This is a genomic window from Clostridium manihotivorum (genome assembly GCF_004015185.1).
In the GTDB taxonomy this organism is placed as follows: domain Bacteria; phylum Bacillota; class Clostridia; order Clostridiales; family Clostridiaceae; genus Clostridium_AR; species Clostridium_AR manihotivorum.
Map to the genome: position 1 here is coordinate 3,330,730 of NZ_CP025746.1, position 17,802 is coordinate 3,348,531.

At 32.7% G+C, this 17,802-nt stretch carries 7 protein-coding genes, 6 pseudogenes and 1 riboswitch; of the genes and pseudogenes, 11 read left to right on the forward strand and 2 right to left on the reverse strand.

Going from position 1 to position 17,802, the window contains the following annotated elements:
* The first annotated feature begins 129 nt into the window (after window positions 1-129).
* The 4 genes from C1I91_RS15210 to ppsA all read left to right on the forward strand — a co-directional run bounded on the left by C1I91_RS15210 (window position 130) and on the right by ppsA (window position 5,765).
* Window positions 130-540: a cupin domain-containing protein gene (locus C1I91_RS15210; protein ID WP_128213620.1), complete on the forward strand. Its 411-nt coding sequence runs from the start codon at window positions 130-132 to the stop codon at window positions 538-540.
* A 49-nt stretch (window positions 541-589) separates the two neighbouring features.
* Complete coding sequence (locus C1I91_RS15215; RefSeq protein ID WP_128213621.1) at window positions 590-910, forward strand: carboxymuconolactone decarboxylase family protein; 321 nt, start codon at window positions 590-592, stop codon at window positions 908-910.
* Window positions 911-1,091: 181 nt separating this feature from the next.
* Window positions 1,092-2,852 (forward strand): 1-deoxy-D-xylulose-5-phosphate synthase, encoded by a 1,761-nt coding sequence (locus tag C1I91_RS15220; protein WP_128213622.1) that lies wholly within the window; start codon window positions 1,092-1,094, stop codon window positions 2,850-2,852.
* A gap of 297 nt (window positions 2,853-3,149) precedes the next feature.
* Window positions 3,150-5,765, forward strand: coding sequence for a phosphoenolpyruvate synthase (gene ppsA, locus C1I91_RS15225; RefSeq protein WP_128213623.1), 2,616 nt, complete (start codon window positions 3,150-3,152; stop codon window positions 5,763-5,765).
* Between the two features lie 417 nt (window positions 5,766-6,182).
* Here the strand turns inward: ppsA and C1I91_RS15230 are convergent.
* A pseudogene (locus C1I91_RS15230) lies at window positions 6,183-7,232 on the reverse strand (IS630 family transposase).
* A gap of 511 nt (window positions 7,233-7,743) precedes the next feature.
* Here C1I91_RS15230 and C1I91_RS15235 point away from each other — a divergent pair.
* The 6 genes and pseudogenes from C1I91_RS15235 (at window position 7,744) to galT (ending at window position 13,957) form a co-directional block, all read left to right on the forward strand.
* Window positions 7,744-8,511 carry a transporter substrate-binding domain-containing protein gene (locus C1I91_RS15235; protein ID WP_128213624.1) on the forward strand — a complete coding sequence of 256 codons (768 nt, stop codon included), beginning with the start codon at window positions 7,744-7,746 and terminating at the stop codon, window positions 8,509-8,511.
* 10 nt (window positions 8,512-8,521) lie between these two features.
* Window positions 8,522-9,171 (forward strand): annotated as a pseudogene (locus C1I91_RS15240) (amino acid ABC transporter permease).
* A 52-nt stretch (window positions 9,172-9,223) separates the two neighbouring features.
* Window positions 9,224-9,888, forward strand: a pseudogene (locus C1I91_RS15245) (amino acid ABC transporter ATP-binding protein).
* A 302-nt stretch (window positions 9,889-10,190) separates the two neighbouring features.
* Window positions 10,191-11,350 (forward strand): annotated as a pseudogene (locus C1I91_RS15250) (galactokinase).
* Between the two features lie 66 nt (window positions 11,351-11,416).
* Window positions 11,417-12,408 (forward strand): annotated as a pseudogene (gene galE, locus C1I91_RS15255) (UDP-glucose 4-epimerase GalE).
* Between the two features lie 32 nt (window positions 12,409-12,440).
* Window positions 12,441-13,957, forward strand: a pseudogene (galT, locus tag C1I91_RS15260) (UDP-glucose--hexose-1-phosphate uridylyltransferase).
* Window positions 13,958-14,079: 122 nt separating this feature from the next.
* On the opposite strand, the gene C1I91_RS15265 reads toward galT, so the two are convergent.
* Window positions 14,080-15,130 (reverse strand): IS630 family transposase gene (locus C1I91_RS15265; RefSeq protein WP_128216009.1). Its coding sequence is split into 2 segments (ribosomal slippage): window positions 14,080-14,610 and window positions 14,612-15,130, totalling 1,050 coding nucleotides; the frame shifts between segments, so codons are not numbered across the junction.
* A 137-nt stretch (window positions 15,131-15,267) separates the two neighbouring features.
* On the opposite strand from C1I91_RS15265, the gene C1I91_RS15270 reads away from it, so the two are divergent.
* On the forward strand, window positions 15,268-17,334 hold the full coding sequence (locus tag C1I91_RS15270; protein WP_128213625.1) for a methyl-accepting chemotaxis protein: 2,067 nt from the start codon (window positions 15,268-15,270) through the stop codon (window positions 17,332-17,334).
* A gap of 245 nt (window positions 17,335-17,579) precedes the next feature.
* Window positions 17,580-17,695: riboswitch (SAM riboswitch) on the forward strand.
* Window positions 17,696-17,802 lie beyond the last annotated feature (107 nt).

Genomic DNA, 17,802 nt, shown 5'->3' on the forward strand with positions numbered 1-17,802 from the left:
ATGCAATACTAAAATATACTTTTTCAAAAGAAAAAGTTTTTGATATAAGTCTTATAAAATACTAACTAGACAGTTTGAGGGTTGGAATCTTATGGAAAATAATAAAAATAAGAGTGAGGAGAAATAAATATGGAAATCAAAGAATTAAAAAAAGTATCGGACTTTTTACTAGGAGAAGAAAATACTGCATATGCGCCATATTTTATCGGAAAAAGCTATTTAAGTGTCCTTAATACTAAAGAAGTATTTATATCTAATGTTACATTTGAGCCAGGGTGCCGTAATAACTGGCATATTCACCATGGTAGTGGACAGATATTGATTTGTGTTGGCGGTCATGGCTGGTATCAGGAGATGGGTAAGGAACCACAGTATTTAAAAAGCGGAGATGTAGTATATATTGCTCCAGAAATCAAACACTGGCACGGGGCTGTAGCAGATGAACCATTTGCACATCTAGCTTTATCTATTCCAGTAGAAGGTGCTTCAAATCAGTGGTGTGAAGCAGTAACAGATGAAGAATATAGCAAATTAAAATAATAATGTATTGTATAGATAGAATAAAAGTTTTCTTAGAAGGGAGATATTTATGAAAAAGCAAACAGCAGGAAAAGACGCACTTGGAACTTTTGCACCAAAATTTGCAGAGCTAAATGATGAGGTTTTATTTGGCCAGGTGTGGTCACGAGAGGATAAATTATCTGCAAGGGATAGAAGTTTGATTACAGTAACCGCATTAATGACAAAAGGAATTTTTGATAATTCTTTAAAATTTCATCTGATAAATGCGAAAAATAACGGAGTAACTTCAGAAGAAATTGCTGAGGTTATAACACATCTAGCATTTTATGTAGGATGGCCTAATGCGTGGGCAACCTTTGCATTAGCAAAAGAGGTTTGGGTTGAGTAAAGCAAACTATACATCAAATCAATAAAAGTCAAAGTATTTATAAAGCATAATCAAGAAAGCTTGCCTATATAAAGTAGCTAGTTTATGTTTCGAAATTTTGTAAACTAAGAAATATTTAGTTATGATTTGAAAGATAAGCTGAAAAAATAAATAAATTCGTTGAATTACAGGAGGATGAAAAATGCATTTAGATAAAATTAACTCACCAGAGGACTTAAAAAAATTATCAATAGTAGAGATGAATGAATTAAGCACAGAGCTTCGTCAAGTGTTACTTAAGAAATTAAGTGAGCACGGGGGGCATATAGGACCAAATCTTGGAATGGTAGAGCTTACAGTTGCATTGCATTATGTATTTAACTCCCCAAAGGATAAAATTGTATATGATGTATCACATCAAAGTTATATTCATAAGATGCTTACCGGAAGAAAAGACGCGTTTATCAACTCTGAAAAATACGATGAAGTGTCAGGCTATACCAATCCAGAAGAAAGTGAGCATGACTTTTTCAATATTGGGCATACTTCCACATCAATAAGTCTTGCCTGTGGTCTTGCAAAGGGAAGAGATCTAAAAAATGAAAAGGATAATGTTATTGCTATTATAGGAGATGGATCACTAAGTGGTGGAGAAGCCTATGAAGGTCTTAACAATGCTGCTGAGGCTGGAACAAACATGATTATTATTGTAAATGATAATGATATGTCTATTGCAGAAAACCATGGTGGTTTATATAAGAATCTTAAAGAACTTAGAGATACAGAAGGTAAAAGTGAGTGCAACTTCTTTAAGGCTATGGGACTAGATTACTATTATGTTAGTGATGGACATGATTTAGGACAATTGATAAGCACCTTCAATAAAGTTAAGGATATAGAGCATCCAGTGGTAATTCATATTCATACAATAAAGGGCAAAGGCTTTGAGATTGCTGAAAAGAATAAAGAACAGTGGCATTATGGAATGCCTTTTGAATTAGAAACAGGAGCTTCAAAGGTTTCTATGGGCAATGCAGAGAATTATTCGAATTTGACAGGCGAATACCTGTTAGATCTAATGAAGCAAGATCCAACTGTTGTTGCTATTACCTCTGGAACTCCAACTGTACTTGGTTTTGGACCAGGTAGAAGAAAGGAAGCTGGTAAACAGTTTGTAGATGTTGGCATTGCAGAAGAGCATGCAGTTGCTTTAGCTTCAGGAATTGCAGCCAACGGAGGAAAGCCAGTTTATGGAGTGTATAGCACCTTTCTTCAAAGAACCTATGATCAACTTTCGCAGGATTTGTGCATAAACAATAACCCTGCCTTAATACTAGTAAATGCTGCGTCAGTTTACGGAATGAATGATGTTACGCATCTAGGAATATTTGATATTGGATTTATGAGCAATATTCCTAACATGGTATATCTTGCTCCAACCTGTAAAGAGGAATACTTTGCTATGGTTAATTGGGGAATAAACCAAAATGAACATCCGGTAGCAATTCGTGTTCCGGCAATGGGTGTAATAGAAAGTAGTATTGAAGACACAACAGATTATTCTATACTAAATAAATACCAAGTTAGCAAAGAAGGTAAAGACGTTGCAATAATTGCACTTGGGGATTTCTATCAACTTGGTCAGTCAGTTGTCTCAAAACTTTCAGCAGAAAACAACATAGAAGCTACTTTGATTAATCCAAAGTATATAACAGGTATAGATGAAGAATTACTTGAGAACTTAAAGAAAGAGCATAAACTTGTAATCACACTTGAAGATGGTATTTTAGATGGTGGTTTTGGAGAAAAGATAGCAAGATACTATGGCCCTTCTGAGGTAAAAGTAGTAAACTATGGTATAAAAAAGGAATTACTAGATCGTTATGTTGCAGAGGAGCTTATGAAGAAGAATAGACTTACTGAGGGGCAGATTATAGAAGATATTACTAGCATCATAAAGTAAACCTATATTCCTTATAATTATATGAATTCAGATAGGATAATTTTTAACTATCTGAATTTCTTTGTTCTTTCGGAAAACCTCATGGATGTTAAAGCCGTCACAAAAATAGAATAAAAAGCTTATCTTTTTCATAGAGCATGTATTGACCAAATTAATTACTCTCCCACTTTAATTATAACATATACGATTTCTTAAAAACAGCCTTATAATTTGCTCTTTTTGCGGGTATTATAGGAGCAGATATTACGTCATAGAGAAATGTTTTATCCACACCTATAAAAAGGAAGGAGAAAATGTATGAATTCATATGTGCTTAGCTTTCAGGAGATTGACAAAACAATGCTTTCTATAGCAGGGGGAAAAGGTGCCAACCTAGGTGAACTAACCAAGGTTAATGGAATCTTAGTTCCAGAAGGTTTTTGTGTTACCACAGAAGCTTATAAAAATGTAATTGCAGATAATCAGGAGCTTAGAGATTTATTAGATAAGTTATCACTGGTTTCTGTAGAAGATAGGGAGAAAATTCGAGAGATTAGTAAGGATATTCGTAAAGTCATAAAAGATATAGTTATTTCTAAAGATATATTAGAAAAGATAGAAGAGTATCTAGTAAAATTTGGTGAGAAATATTCTTATGCAATACGATCTAGTGCAACTGCAGAAGACTTACCTACAGCTTCCTTTGCTGGACAGCAAGATACTTATTTAAATATTATGGGAAGGGATTCAATCCTAAAGCATATAAGTAAATGCTGGGCATCACTGTTTACAGAAAGAGCAATAGTTTATCGTCTTCAAAACTGCTTTGACCACCGCAAAGTTTATCTTTCTGTGGTAGTTCAGAAGATGGTGTTCCCACAGGTGTCTGGAATTTTGTTTACTGCTGATCCAGTGACTTGTAACAGAAAGGTGTTGTCCATTGATGCCAGCTTTGGCCTTGGTGAGTCACTAGTCTCAGGTATTGTAAATGCTGACAACTATAAAGTACTTAACGGCAAGGTTGTTGATAAAAAGATATCCTCAAAAAAACTGGCTATTCATGCATTAAATGATGGTGGTACGAAACAGCAGGAGATTACAGCTGAACTACAGAACTCTCAAGCTCTAAGTGACAAACAGATTTTGCAACTTGAGATAATAGGTAGAAAGCTAGAAGATTATTTCGGTTTTCCCCAGGATATAGAATGGTGTTTAGCTGATGATATATTTTATATTGTCCAAAGCAGACCAATCACAACTTTATACCCTACTCCTATTGCCAATGATCAAGAGAATCATGTCTACATATCTGTAGGTCATCAACAAATGATGACAGATCCTTTAAAACCACTGGGAATGTCATTAATGGAGTTAGTGTCATATGGTCAAAGGTTTAAAGCTGGTGGAAGGCTCTTTGTTGATGTAGCTAAAATGCTAGCTTCCCCTGACAGCAGAAAAATGTTATTAACTAACATGGGACAACATGACCCGCTTATGAAAGATGCACTTGTGACCATATTAGATAGAGGAGACTTCATAAAGAATTCACCTGAAAATAAGGAACAACACAGTAATCCTAAGGGGAATAAAGGCGTATCGGCTGCTGGTACTCAAGCACCAATAGAAAACAACCCCACGATCGTTTCAGAGTTAATTAAGAAAAGTCAAACCTCTATAGATAACCTAAAACAAAATATTCAAGGAAAATCAGGAACAAATTTAATTGATTTTATACTAGAAGATATCCAGGAGTTAAAGAGAATATTATTTGACCCACAAAGTTCAGCTGTATTTATGTCAGCTATAAATGCTTCCCATTGGATCAATGAAAAAATGAATGAATGGCTTTGTGAAAATAATGCTGCGGATATACTTTCTCAATCTGTTCCAAACAATATCACTTCGGAAATGGGTCTAGCACTATTAGATCTGGCTGATGTGCTTCGTCCTTATCCAGAGGTAATTGATTATTTAGAACATACAAAAGATGATAACTTTTTGGAGAATCTATCTAAATTAAATGGTGGGCTAGAAGTTAAAGCTGCGATACTGTCTTATCTTGAGAAATACGGAATGAGATGTAGCGGTGAAATTGATATTACTAAAACCCGTTGGAGCGAGAAGCCGCTTACACTTGTACCAATGATTCTTGGCAACATCAAGAATTTTGAGCCAAAGGCTAGTAAGCTAAAATTCGAACAAGGTCAAAAGGAAGCTCTTGAAAAAGAAAAAGCACTATTACATCGATTGGCTAAGTTGCCAGATGGTGAAGAAAAGGTAAAAGAGACAAAGCGAAATATTGATCTAATCCGAAATTTCATTGGGTATCGTGAATACCCGAAATACGGTATGATTAGCCGTTACTTTGTTTATAAGCAGGCTTTAATGAAAGAAGCTGAGCGATTGGTACAAACAAAAGTTATTACTGAAAAAGAAGATATATATTACCTCACTTTTGAAGAGCTCCGTGAAGTTATAGCTAAAAGTAAACTAGATTATGACATGCTAAGGGAAAGGAAAGAGGAGCACAAACTATTCGAAAAATTAACTCCTCCACGTGTTATTACTTCTGAAGGTGAAATTATTACAGGTAAATATAAACGGGAAAATCTCCCTGCTGGTGCCATTGCAGGTTTAGCTGTTTCTTCTGGAGTTGTGGAAGGAAGAGCACGTGTCATATTAAACATGGAAGATGCTGAGCTTGAAGAGGATGATATATTAGTAACTACCTTTACTGATCCTAGTTGGACTCCACTTTTTGTATCCATAAAAGGGCTAGTTACTGAAGTAGGTGGACTTATGACTCATGGTGCAGTTATTGCACGTGAATATGGTCTACCAGCAGTTGTTGGTGTAGAAAATGCTACCAAATTAATAAAAGACGGCCAAAGGATTAGAGTTAATGGTACGGAAGGATATATAGAAGTTATATAATTATACTTTATGAACTAGCTTTAGCTGTTTAAACTTATTTAGTTTTCAATAAAGCAAGTAAAAGTATATTGATTAAAAAATAAGATGTTGAGCCTTGGCTTAAACATCTTATTTTTTGTGATAAAGTTTTCTAAATGCCATTGGGGGCATATGTTCACTTTTCTTAAACGTATAAACAATTGTTTTCTTACATGGCAAATATTACATGCAAGGCATCTATGAAAAACCTTCTATCCTAGATAAAGTAGCGGCCATAAATTTCGAATATTAAGAATATACAGAATTTAAATATCATGAATTAAATTTAAGAATACAGAGGAGATGCTATTATGGATAAAGAAGTTAGTGAAAGACAGAGGATATTCGATTCAGAAGAAAAAATTATATTAAAAATATATATAAGTTCTAATAAGGTTTCTACATTCTAACGCATAGCCTGTCTATTGTTGCTGTAGGAACCTTATTTATTGTTCTAATGAAATTTTGTATTGAATCCTTAACACGATTCACACTCTTAAAGAACACATTATTCACTACAGATGATTTTAACCATCCCCATAACCCCTCAATTAGATTTAGTTCTGGACTATATGGTGGTAAAAACATTAATTCAAGTCTATCCTTCATTTCTTCCAAAAACGGTTGTATCAACTTAGCATGATGAATCCTAGCATTGTCAAGAACAATCACTATTTTACCCTTCGGGTATTGCGAAAGCACCTTCTTTAAAAACTCAAGAAATACTACAGCATCATATTTATCATGTTCTTCACAATAGACATGACCGGTTTCATAATCTAATATTCCTATTAATTTTACGCCTGCATTCTTTCCATAAGTAGGTATCTTTCGTTGTTGACCTTTTACAAACCATGTCTTTTGAATAGCCTGATAATCTCTTATCATTGATTCATCTTGAAATAATATAGTATCAACTAAGCCATCAAGGTGTTTTTTTTAGAGTTTCAAAATCCCTTTTAAAAACTTCTTGTTTTTCCTTATCAGCCTTTTTCAGTACGTATGTTGGTCTTGTATAACTCAAATTTAGCCTATGAAGTATAACTGCCATGTCGCTATGTTTTATAATAATTTTAAAGTTAAGCATAACCCATTGACATATTAACTTAATTGTCCAGTTTTTATTGCTTCAAAGCCTACTTCGTCAGGCGTGTTATTTGTTATTACATAAATAAGTTCTTGTTCTTGCTCAGGGCTTAATTTTCTAGGGGCACCAGATGGTTTCTTCATAGCAAGACCTTCTAACCCATTGACTTTATACTTTTTAATATAGCTACCAACAGCATGCTCTTCTAACCCTTCCATTTCTGCAATTACTTTATTCTGAAAGCCTTGAAAATGCTTTAAAACTACAGAGTATCGTTTATACATTCTTATATTTTTAGTTTTTTTCATTGCCGCTTGTAATTCCAATATTGCTTTATTATTATATTCAACTGTATTCTTCATCACATTATTCATTTGAATCACCTCACAAAATAAATATATATTTATTTTGTGTATTCTTAGCAAATAGTATAAACGGAAATTAAATGGTAATGAATTTTATTAAATAGAACTTATATATTAACAAAAGTAATAATATTATTATAATACATTTTGAAAATAATTCCAAATGCATTGTTACTATTGAAAATGTATAATGTTACTATAGTTTAATATATAGCTAAAGTAATGAAAACATTCGAATAAATGTGTAAAATTTTAAAAAATGTTATTTATAAATACTATTTTTATTCAACTGAAAACGATATAATATGAAGATATTCGTTATAGTAGTTAAGAAAATATTACTATTATTGAAAATGAATAATTTGCTTGACCAACTTGCAATTTGTACATATAATATTATTATGTAAAGTTGAAAAAAGTAAATTAGCTAGATGAACAATGGCGTTCTTTGAGGGGTATGTTATACCCTTTGAGGAGCGTCTTTTAAAATACCAAGGAGGAATAAATTATGTTAAAGAAAACATTAGCACTGCTTACTGCAGTTACTATTTTAAGCGCTACATTTGTTGGATGTTCAAAGGGAAATGAAGGAAGTAGCAAAAAATATGTCATAGCTACAGATGCAACATTTGCACCATTTGAATATGAAAAGGACGGTAAGTATGTAGGTATTGATGTTGAGATACTTGATGCTGTAGCTAAAAGTGAAAACTTTCAATATGAATTAAAGCCAATGAATTTTAAAGGTATAATTCCTGGAATAACTTCAAACCAAATAGATGGAGCTATTGCTGGAATGAGTATAACTGATGAGAGAAAGAAAACTTTAGACTTTTCAGATGGTTATTTTAATGCAGGTATTTCTATAGTAGTAAAAGCTGATAATAATTCAATAAAGTCAGTTGATGATTTAAAAGGAAAAATATTTGCAGTGAAAAAAGGTACTGCAGGTTCAAAATATGCAGAACAAGTAAAAGACAAATATAATGCAAATATAAGATATTTTGATGATTCTCCATCAATGTTTCAAGAGGTTATAAATGGAAACGCTGATGTTAATTTCGAAGATTATCCAGTTATAGCATATAAGATTGCTACTGATTCAACACCTTCATTAAAGGTAGTTGGTGACAGACTTACTAAAGATACTTACGGATTTGCTGTTAATAAGGGAAAGAATAAGGAACTGCTAGATAAGTTTAATGCTGGTTTGAAGAAGATAAAAGAGAATGGCGAATATGACAAGATACTAGCAAAATATATAAAGAATAAATAGGAGATTTTCTATGGATAACTTTTCTATAATTAAAGATAGTTTGCCAAGTTTATTGAGTGGACTTGCTGTAACTATAAAACTTACTGTTATCTCGTTGTTTTTGCTTCTATACTTGGATTAGTATTTGGACTGTTTAATATCTCTAAGAATAAGGTGTTAAAATCAATAGCAGTGGTATATGTTGATTTAATCAGAGGTACTCCTCTAATAGTTCAAGCATTTTTATATACTTTGGACTACCAGGTGCATTAGATATAAAAATAAGTGCTATGTTTGCAGGCTCTTTAGCGCTAAGTTTAAATGCAGGAGCTTGCCATGGCTGAAATCTTTAGAGCGGGAATACAATCACTAGATAAAGGTCAAATGGAAGTTTTAAGAAGCCTTGGACTTCCGTACTCAAAAGCCATGAGAAAAGTAATTTTACCTCAGGCTATTAGAAGAATGACTCCAGCTATTATTAACCAATTTATAATATCTCTTAAGGATACCTCTATATTATCTGTTATAGGAATACAAGAGTTAACTCAAAGTGGAGAAATTGTCATCGCTTCAACTTACAAATCATTTCAGATATGGGGAGCTGTAGCTGTGATGTATCTGATTATCATAACATTGCTTTCAATCATCTCTAAAAGAATAGAAAGGAGCATGAACATATGATAAAGGTTGATGGTCTAAAAAGCACTTTGGAAAATTAGAAGTTCTTAAGGGAATTGATCTTAATGTAGAACAAGGTGAAGTTCTTTGTCTTATAGGTCCATCGGGTTCAGGGAAAAGTACATTTTAAGATGTTTAAACAGACTTGAAGATATAGACGGTGGAAGTGTGGTCATAGATGGTGAGTCTATAAGTGACCCAAAGGTAAATATAAATAGGATAAGAGAAAAAATAGGAATGGTATTTCAATCATTCAACTTATTTCCACATCTTAGTGTAATTGATAATATAACTTTAGCACCGGTAGAATTAAAAAAAATGAACAAGGAAGATGCTAAGAAAAAAGCTGTTGAGCTTTTAGAAAAAGTAGGACTTGGGAGTAAGGCTAATGAATATCCAGATAGATTATCTGGTGGGCAGAAGCAAAGAGTAGCTATAGCAAGGGCTCTAGCTATGAATCCAGAGATATTGTTATTTGATGAACCTACCTCAGCGCTAGACCCAGAGATGGTAGGGGAAGTTCTACAGGTTATGAAGGAGCTTGCAAATGAAGGAATGACTATGGTAGTAGTTACTCATGAAATGGGATTTGCAAGGGAAGTAGCGGATAGAGTTATATTTATGGACGGAGGTTATATCGTGGAGCAGGGTGATCCAAATGATATATTTTCCAATCCTCAAAACCCAAGAACAAAGGACTTTTTAAATAAGGTTTTATAATTTGTAGATTTTAAAGTGATACTATAATAAACAAGATTTATTATAGTATCACTTTTTTATTTAAGGTTGCATTATCTCAAAGTTAACGAAATATAAAGCTAAGAAGGTATTGAAATTTTATAGAGCTTTTGAGTAATAAGATTAGGCACTTTAACCTTTAGTAAAAAAAACTAGTAAAAATTAAGTAAAAAAATATTGTAATTTTACTAATAGTGTTATAGAATTTAATTAATGATAATGTTTACTTGTTCATAAGGAAGAAAAAATATATATTTTACAGGCTAATATGGGAGGAATAAGATATGGTTAATGATTTAAAGATTGATTTCGAAAGAGTATTTGGTGCTGAAGGTCAGGGAGCTTACTTTGCACCTGGAAGAGTTAATCTGATTGGAGAGCATACAGACTATAATGGTGGCAATGTATTCCCTTGTGCTCTAACCTTTGGTACTTATGCAATTGCCACAAAAAGAGATGATAAAAAAGGTAAGGCTATACTCCAAGAATTTTGATCAATTAGGCATAATAGAATTCGATGTTAATGAAATAAAATATGAGAAGGGTCATGATTGGGCAAATTATCCTAAAGGAGTAATATGGGCTTTTAATGAAAGTGGTAAGAAAATAACTAGTGGTATGGATGTACTTTTTTATGGAAATATTCCTAATGGTGCAGGATTATCTTCATCAGCATCAATAGAATTAGCTACTGCTGTAATACTAAAGGACCTATTTTCCTTTGATGTAGATATGATTGAGATGGTGAAGCTAAGTAAGCAAGCAGAAAATATATTTATAGGTGTCAATTGTGGAATAATGGATCAATTTGCCATAGGAATGGGTAAAGAGGGTTGCGCTATTTTATTAGATACAAATACATTAAAGTATGAATACGCGAAGGTAGATATTGAAGGCGCATCAATAGTAATAGCTAATACAAATAAGAGAAGAGGCTTAGCTGACTCAAAGTATAACGAAAGAAGAAGCCAATGTGAGGAAGCTCTAAAGGACTTGCAGGTAGGGCTTGATATAAGAGCGCTGGGTGAGATCGATGAAGCAACTTTTGAGGCTAATAAAGGGCTCATTAAAGATTATATAAATGTAAAAAGAGCTAAACATGCGGTTTATGAAAATCAAAGAACTCTAAGGGCGGTAGAAGCTCTAAGTAATAAGGATATAGACTTGTTTGGTAAATTAATGAATGAATCTCATGTGTCTTTGCGTGATGATTATGAAGTTACAGGAATAGAACTTGATACTTTAGTTGAACTTGCATGGGATCAAAAGGGAGTTATTGGATCAAGAATGACTGGAGCAGGCTTTGGAGGATGCACAGTAAGTATAGTAAAGAATGAGTTTGTTCAAGATTTTATAAAAATGTAGGATCACAATATAAAGAAAATATTGGATATGAAGCCGATTTCTATGTGGCTCAAATTGTGATGGTGCTAGAAAGCTATAACAATAACTGATAAACTATAATAGGAGAAGTAAAAAACTAACTATTAATATGTAGGAGATGATTTTGATGAGTATTTTAGTTTGCGGAGGAGCTGGGTATATCGGTTCTCACTGTGTATACGAGCTTATTGCAAGAGGCGAGGACGTTATAGTAGTAGACAACCTTCAAACTGGACATAAGGAGGCTTTGCACCCAGAAGCAAAGTTTTATGAGGGTGACATAAGAGACTATAATTTTATGGACAAGGTGTTCAAGGAAAATAATGTTGAAGGGGTAATACATTTTGCTGCGAATTCTCTTGTTGGGGAAAGTATGCAATTACCTTTAAAGTACTATAATAATAATGTTCATGGTACTGAAGTATTACTTCAAGCAATGGTTGATAATGATGTTAAGAAAATAGTATTTTCATCTACTGCTGCTGTTTATGGAGAGCCTGAAACAGTTCCTATAACTGAAACTGATAAGACAGAACCAACAAACACATACGGTGAAACAAAGCTTGCTATGGAAAAAATGATGAAATGGGCTGACAAAGCACATGGTTTAAGATATATAGCACTTAGATATTTCAATGTAGCAGGGGCTCATCCAAATGGTTTAATAGGAGAGGATCATACTCCTGAAACTCACCTTATTCCTCTTATTTTACAGGTACCATTAAATAAGAGAGAAAAGATAAGTCTTTTTGGAGATGATTATGATACTAAGGATGGTACATGTATAAGAGATTATATACATGTAAAAGATCTTATTGATGCACATCTTTTAGCATTCAACAAGCTTAGGGATGGATGGCAAAGTGATGTATTCAATTTAGGAAGTGGAAGTGGATTTACTGTTAAAGAGATGGTAGAGGCGAGCTAGAAAAAGTTACTGGACATTCTATACCAGCAGAGGTTTGTCCAAGAAGAGCTGGAGATCCAGCAGTATTAATTGCATCAAGTGATAAGGCAAAGAAGGTTTTAGGTTGGGAACCTAAATATAATAATGTAGAAGAAATAATAGCATCAGTTTGGAACTTCCATGAAACACATGTAAATGGATTTGAGGAGTAAAATGCTGTTATAAGTATAGGGGGATAAGAAAGATGGTTATAAATATTTCAAAAGAGATAGAGAGTTTATTAGACTATGCTATAGAGAAGGAACTTATAAGTCCTTTTAGATAGAATTTATACTAAAAAATAGATTGTTAGAAGTATTAGAGTTAACAGAGATAGACGAATATACGGAAAATCACAAAGAAAAATCTTTAGAATCAATCTTAGAAAATATACTTTCCTTTGCTTCAGATAATGGAGTTCTTAAGGATGGTGGAGTGGTAGCAAAAGATTTATTTGATACTAAAATTATGGGATGCCTTATAGGTAGACCTTCAGAGATAATAGAAAAGTTTAATTCTTTATATGAACAAGATAATAAGAAGGCAACTGATTATTTCTATAATTTAAGTAGACATTCTAATTATATAAGATGGGATAGAGTTCAAAAGGATTTGAAGTGGAAGGTTAACACTGAATATGGAGACATAGATATAACTATAAATCTATCTAAGCCTGAAAAGGATCCTAAAGCTATAGCACTGGCTAAAAAATATGCCATCTAGTTCTTATCCTAAATGCTTACTTTGTAGAGAAAATGAAGGTTATGCTGGAAGGATAAATCATCCAGCTAGACAAAATCATAGAATTATTCCCTTGAATCTAAACTCAGAGGATTGGTATCTACAGTATTCACCTTTATGTTTATTACAATGAGCACTGTATAGTATTCAAAGGAAGTCATGAACCAATGAAGATTGGAAAAGAAAGCTTTGTAAGACTTCTTCAATTTGTTGATAAGTTTCCACATTATTTCTTGGGGTCTAATGCTGATTTACCTATTGTTGGAGGATCCATTTTAACTCACGATCACTTCCAAGGAGGGAATTATGAATTTGCTATGGCAACTGCAGATACTGAAAAAACCTATGTTGTTAAAGGCTTCGAAGATATGTCTGTAGCAAGAGTTAAGTGGCCGATGAGTGTGATTAGACTTAAAGGAAATAGTATTGAAAGATTAGTTGAATTATCTGATCATATATTGAATAGCTGGAGACAATATTCTGATGAGTCTGTAGATATAATTTCATTTACAGGTGAGACTCCTCATAATACCATAACTCCTATTGTTAGAAAGAAGAATGGATTATTTGAAGTAGACTTAGTTCTTAGAAATAACCGAACTTCTGAGGGAGCATCCAGACGGAATATTCCATCCTCATAGAGAACTTCATCATATAAAGAAGGAGAATATAGGTCTTATTGAAGTTATGGGGCTTGCTGTATTGCCAGCTAGGCTTAAGGATGAGCTCAAAAGTTTAGAAGCTTATCTAATAGGTGAATGTAAATTAGAATCTATTAGTAAGGAATCTGAATTATATAAGCATAAAAGCTGGGCTGAAGATATGATAAGTATTTATGACGATATATCTTTAGGTAATGTAGAGAGCATAATTAGAAAAGAAGTTGGAATTAAGTTTGCAAAGGTTCTTGAACATTGTGGAGTATTTAAAAGAGATGAAGTGGGACTAAGTGCTTTTGATAAGTTTGTAGCTTCATTATAATATGATTTTGTCATATTCCATGGCTGAAAATGTAAACTCACTACGTTCGGACATACAGTTTTACTCTTTATTTAGCCATTCACTTTTTATAAATCTTATGTATATAAGTTCTAATAAGGTTTCTACATTCTAACGCATAGCCTGTCTATTGTTGCTGTAGGAACCTTATTTATTGTTCTAATGAAATTTTGTATTGAATCCTTAACACGATTCACACTCTTAAAGAACACATTATTCACTACAGATGATTTTAACCATCCCCATAACCCCTCAATTAGATTTAGTTCTGGACTATATGGTGGTAAAAACATTAATTCAAGTCTATCCTTCATTTCTTCCAAAAACGGTTGTATCAACTTAGCATGATGAATCCTAGCATTGTCAAGAACAATCACTATTTTACCCTTCGGGTATTGCGAAAGCACCTTCTTTAAAAACTCAAGAAATACTACAGCATCATATTTATCATGTTCTTCACAATAGACATGACCGGTTTCATAATCTAATATTCCTATTAATTTTACGCCTGCATTCTTTCCATAAGTAGGTATCTTTCGTTGTTGACCTTTTACAAACCATGTCTTTTGAATAGCCTGATAATCTCTTATCATTGATTCATCTTGAAATAATATAGTATCAACTAAGCCATCAAGGTGTTTTTTTTAGAGTTTCAAAATCCCTTTTAAAAACTTCTTGTTTTTCCTTATCAGCCTTTTTCAGTACGTATGTTGGTCTTGTATAACTCAAATTTAGCCTATGAAGTATAACTGCCATGCTGCTATGTTTTATAATAATTTTAAAGTTAAGCATAACCCATTGACATATTAACTTAATTGTCCAGTTTTTTATTGCTTCAAAGCCTACTTCGTCAGGCGTGTTATTTGTTATTACATAAATAAGTTCTTGTTCTTGCTCAGGGCTTAATTTTCTAGGGGCACCAGATGGTTTCTTCATAGCAAGACCTTCTAACCCATTGACTTTATACTTTTTAATATAGCTACCAACAGCATGCTCTTCTAACCCTTCCATTTCTGCAATTACTTTATTCTGAAAGCCTTGAAAATGCTTTAAAACTACAGAGTATCGTTTATACATTCTTATATTTTTAGTTTTTTTCATTGCCGCTTGTAATTCCAATATTGCTTTATTATTATATTCAACTGTATTCTTCATCACATTATTCATTTGAATCACCTCACAAAATAAATATATATTTATTTTGTGTATTCTTAGCAAATAGTATAAACGGAAATTAAATGGTAATGAATTTTATTAAATAGAACTTATATATAATAAAAAGAGAGGTTATTATGAATAAAAGATTTGGTGGAATAAAGGGAAAAATTCTAGCTTCTACAATAATAACTATTTTAATAACATTAATAAGTATTAGTAGTATTGTAATATATCAAGTGAACAAAAAAGCCTATGAAGATTACTATAGTAATTCCAAAGAACAAATGTCTACGGTTACACAAGCAATTAACATTTTTTATGATCAATTGGATAAAAATATTGATATGTTAGCATCAAATCCTTTATTAAAAATGGTTGATAGTAGTATATCAACTTATAAAAATACCACAGAAGTTACTCAGATGGATCCTGTTGCTAAAGGTGGAATTGAAAAGACAATTTACGAACTATTAGAACAATATGCAAGTAGTCATAAAGGTACAAGTTATGTATACATAGGAACTGCAGAAGGAAGCTATATACAGTGGCCAAAAGATACTATAACAATAGGTTATAACCCAGTAAAGAGACCTTGGTACGAAGCAGCTATAAGCAAAAGTGGAAGTATCATAAGGACTGCTCCATACGCTTTCAAAAATCAATTACTTACGAGTAACGCTCGTACATTTACAGATAAGAATGGTAAAGTTTTAGGTGCAATAGGAATTGATGTAGAGCAATCTGCTATTAGTGATATGTTAAGTAAAATGAAGATTGGTGAAACCGGTTATGCAATAATTGTACATAATACAGGAATTGTGATGGCAGATGGAAAAAATCCTAAAAATAATTTTAAAAAAATTGATGAACTAGGTATTCAAGGGTTAAACAAACTGTTAAATAAAGAATTGAAGTCCTTTGAAGTTACTATTGATGGTGAAAAATATATAGTTAGTCCATATAAGGTTGAAGGTACTGATTGGATATTAGCTTCATTTATGACTGAGAAAGAATTGCAGTCAGGTGCAAAAGGAATAATTAATATTGTAATAATATCTTCCATAATAATACTTTTAGTGGCAGCGGGTTTACTTACTTATATATCTGGAAGTATAACAAAACCTATTATAGCGGTGACTAAGAAAATAAAAGACTTTTCTAATTTGGAGTTCTTAGAAGATCACAATTTAAACGATAAAAATTACTTAAATAGAAAAGATGAAACGGGAGATATGATAAGGGCTCTAAGTAATATGAGAGCTAATGTGGCAGAGTTTATTCGCAAGACTGCTGATGCAACTGAACAGGTAGCTGCGTCATCAGAGGAGTTGACAGCAACCTCTCAAGAAGCAGCCACTTCATCAGAAGAAGTTGCAAAGACTATTGAAGAAATAGCGAAAGGAGCCAGTGAGCAAGCTGTAGATACAGAGACTGCTGCTAATAGTGTTGAGGAGTTAGGAGCGTTGTTAGAGCAAGACTTAACTTATATTAAAGAGCTTAATGTTGCGGCCGCACAGATTGAAAAGCAAAAAGAAGAAGGCTTCTTAATTATAAAGGACCTTATTAAGAAAACTGAAAAAAATAACGATGCCTCAAGTAATATATACAATATAATAATGAGTAATAACGAAAGTGCAGAGAAGATTGAAAGTGCTAGTACTATGATTCAAAACATTGCAGACCAAACCAATTTGTTAGCTTTAAATGCAGCTATAGAAGCCGCAAGAGCAGGTGAAGCTGGTAAAGGTTTTGCAGTGGTAGCTGACGAGGTAAGAAAGCTGGCAGAACAATCAAATAGCTTTACAAATGATATTAAAAACGTAATAAATGAGTTAAAAACAAAATCACAAGGTGCAGTAAAAATTATGGAGGAAACTAAGCATATTGTTGAGGAACAGGCCGGCAGCGTTGGTGAAACACAAGAAAAATTTGAAGGAATAGCCGAAGCTATAAATTTCATAAAGAGTATAATTAATAAACTTAATAATTCTGCAGAATTAATGTCTGATAATAAGAACAAAATTATTGAGCTAACACAAAATTTATCATCAATTTCTGAGGAGAATGCTGCTGGAACAGAGCAGGTATCGGCATCTATGGAAGAACAGGCTGCTACAGTTCAGGAGATTGCAAACTCAGGTGAGAGCTTAGCTATGATAGCAGAAGATTTAAGAGTATTAATAGCTAAATTTAAGATTTAGAGTAATAAAAAAAGACTCTATTCCAAGCCTAAAACTTATTATCTGAGTTTTATGTTAATTCTAAAGAGTCAATATACTATAAGTTTGACTTTTGGACTTTTTACTTACATCTGGTCATGATTTTGTTTATATACAATTATAATAATATCTAAGATGTCAAGGAAATGCGTTGACAACATATGTAAATTAATATATAATACATAGTAATTTAATAATTTTAATATGTTTTATGTTCGCATATTAAATTCTTATCACGAGAGGTGGAGGGACTGGCCCTATGATACCCAGCAACCAGCATAAGCTTCATTTAACTTATGTATTGGTGCTAATTCCTGCAGTTGATAAAACTGGTAGATGAGGATGAATTTCTGTATTTGTATATAACATGTCAGGGGTTATCCTCGGACATGTTTTTTTATTGTGTTAAAAAGTATAAATATTTATTAACTGAATCTAGCAATTTCAAAT

Bases quoted from the DNA above. Each gene is read 5' to 3' on its own strand.
- C1I91_RS15210 (WP_128213620.1), top strand. From the start codon at position 130: ATGGAAATCAAAGAATTAAAAAAAGTATCGGACTTTTTACTAGGAGAA.
- C1I91_RS15215 (WP_128213621.1), top strand. From the start codon at position 590: ATGAAAAAGCAAACAGCAGGAAAAGACGCACTTGGAACTTTTGCACCA.
- C1I91_RS15220 (WP_128213622.1), top strand. From the start codon at position 1,092: ATGCATTTAGATAAAATTAACTCACCAGAGGACTTAAAAAAATTATCA.
- ppsA (WP_128213623.1), top strand. From the start codon at position 3,150: ATGAATTCATATGTGCTTAGCTTTCAGGAGATTGACAAAACAATGCTT.
- C1I91_RS15235 (WP_128213624.1), top strand. From the start codon at position 7,744: ATGTTAAAGAAAACATTAGCACTGCTTACTGCAGTTACTATTTTAAGC.
- C1I91_RS15270 (WP_128213625.1), top strand. From the start codon at position 15,268: ATGAATAAAAGATTTGGTGGAATAAAGGGAAAAATTCTAGCTTCTACA.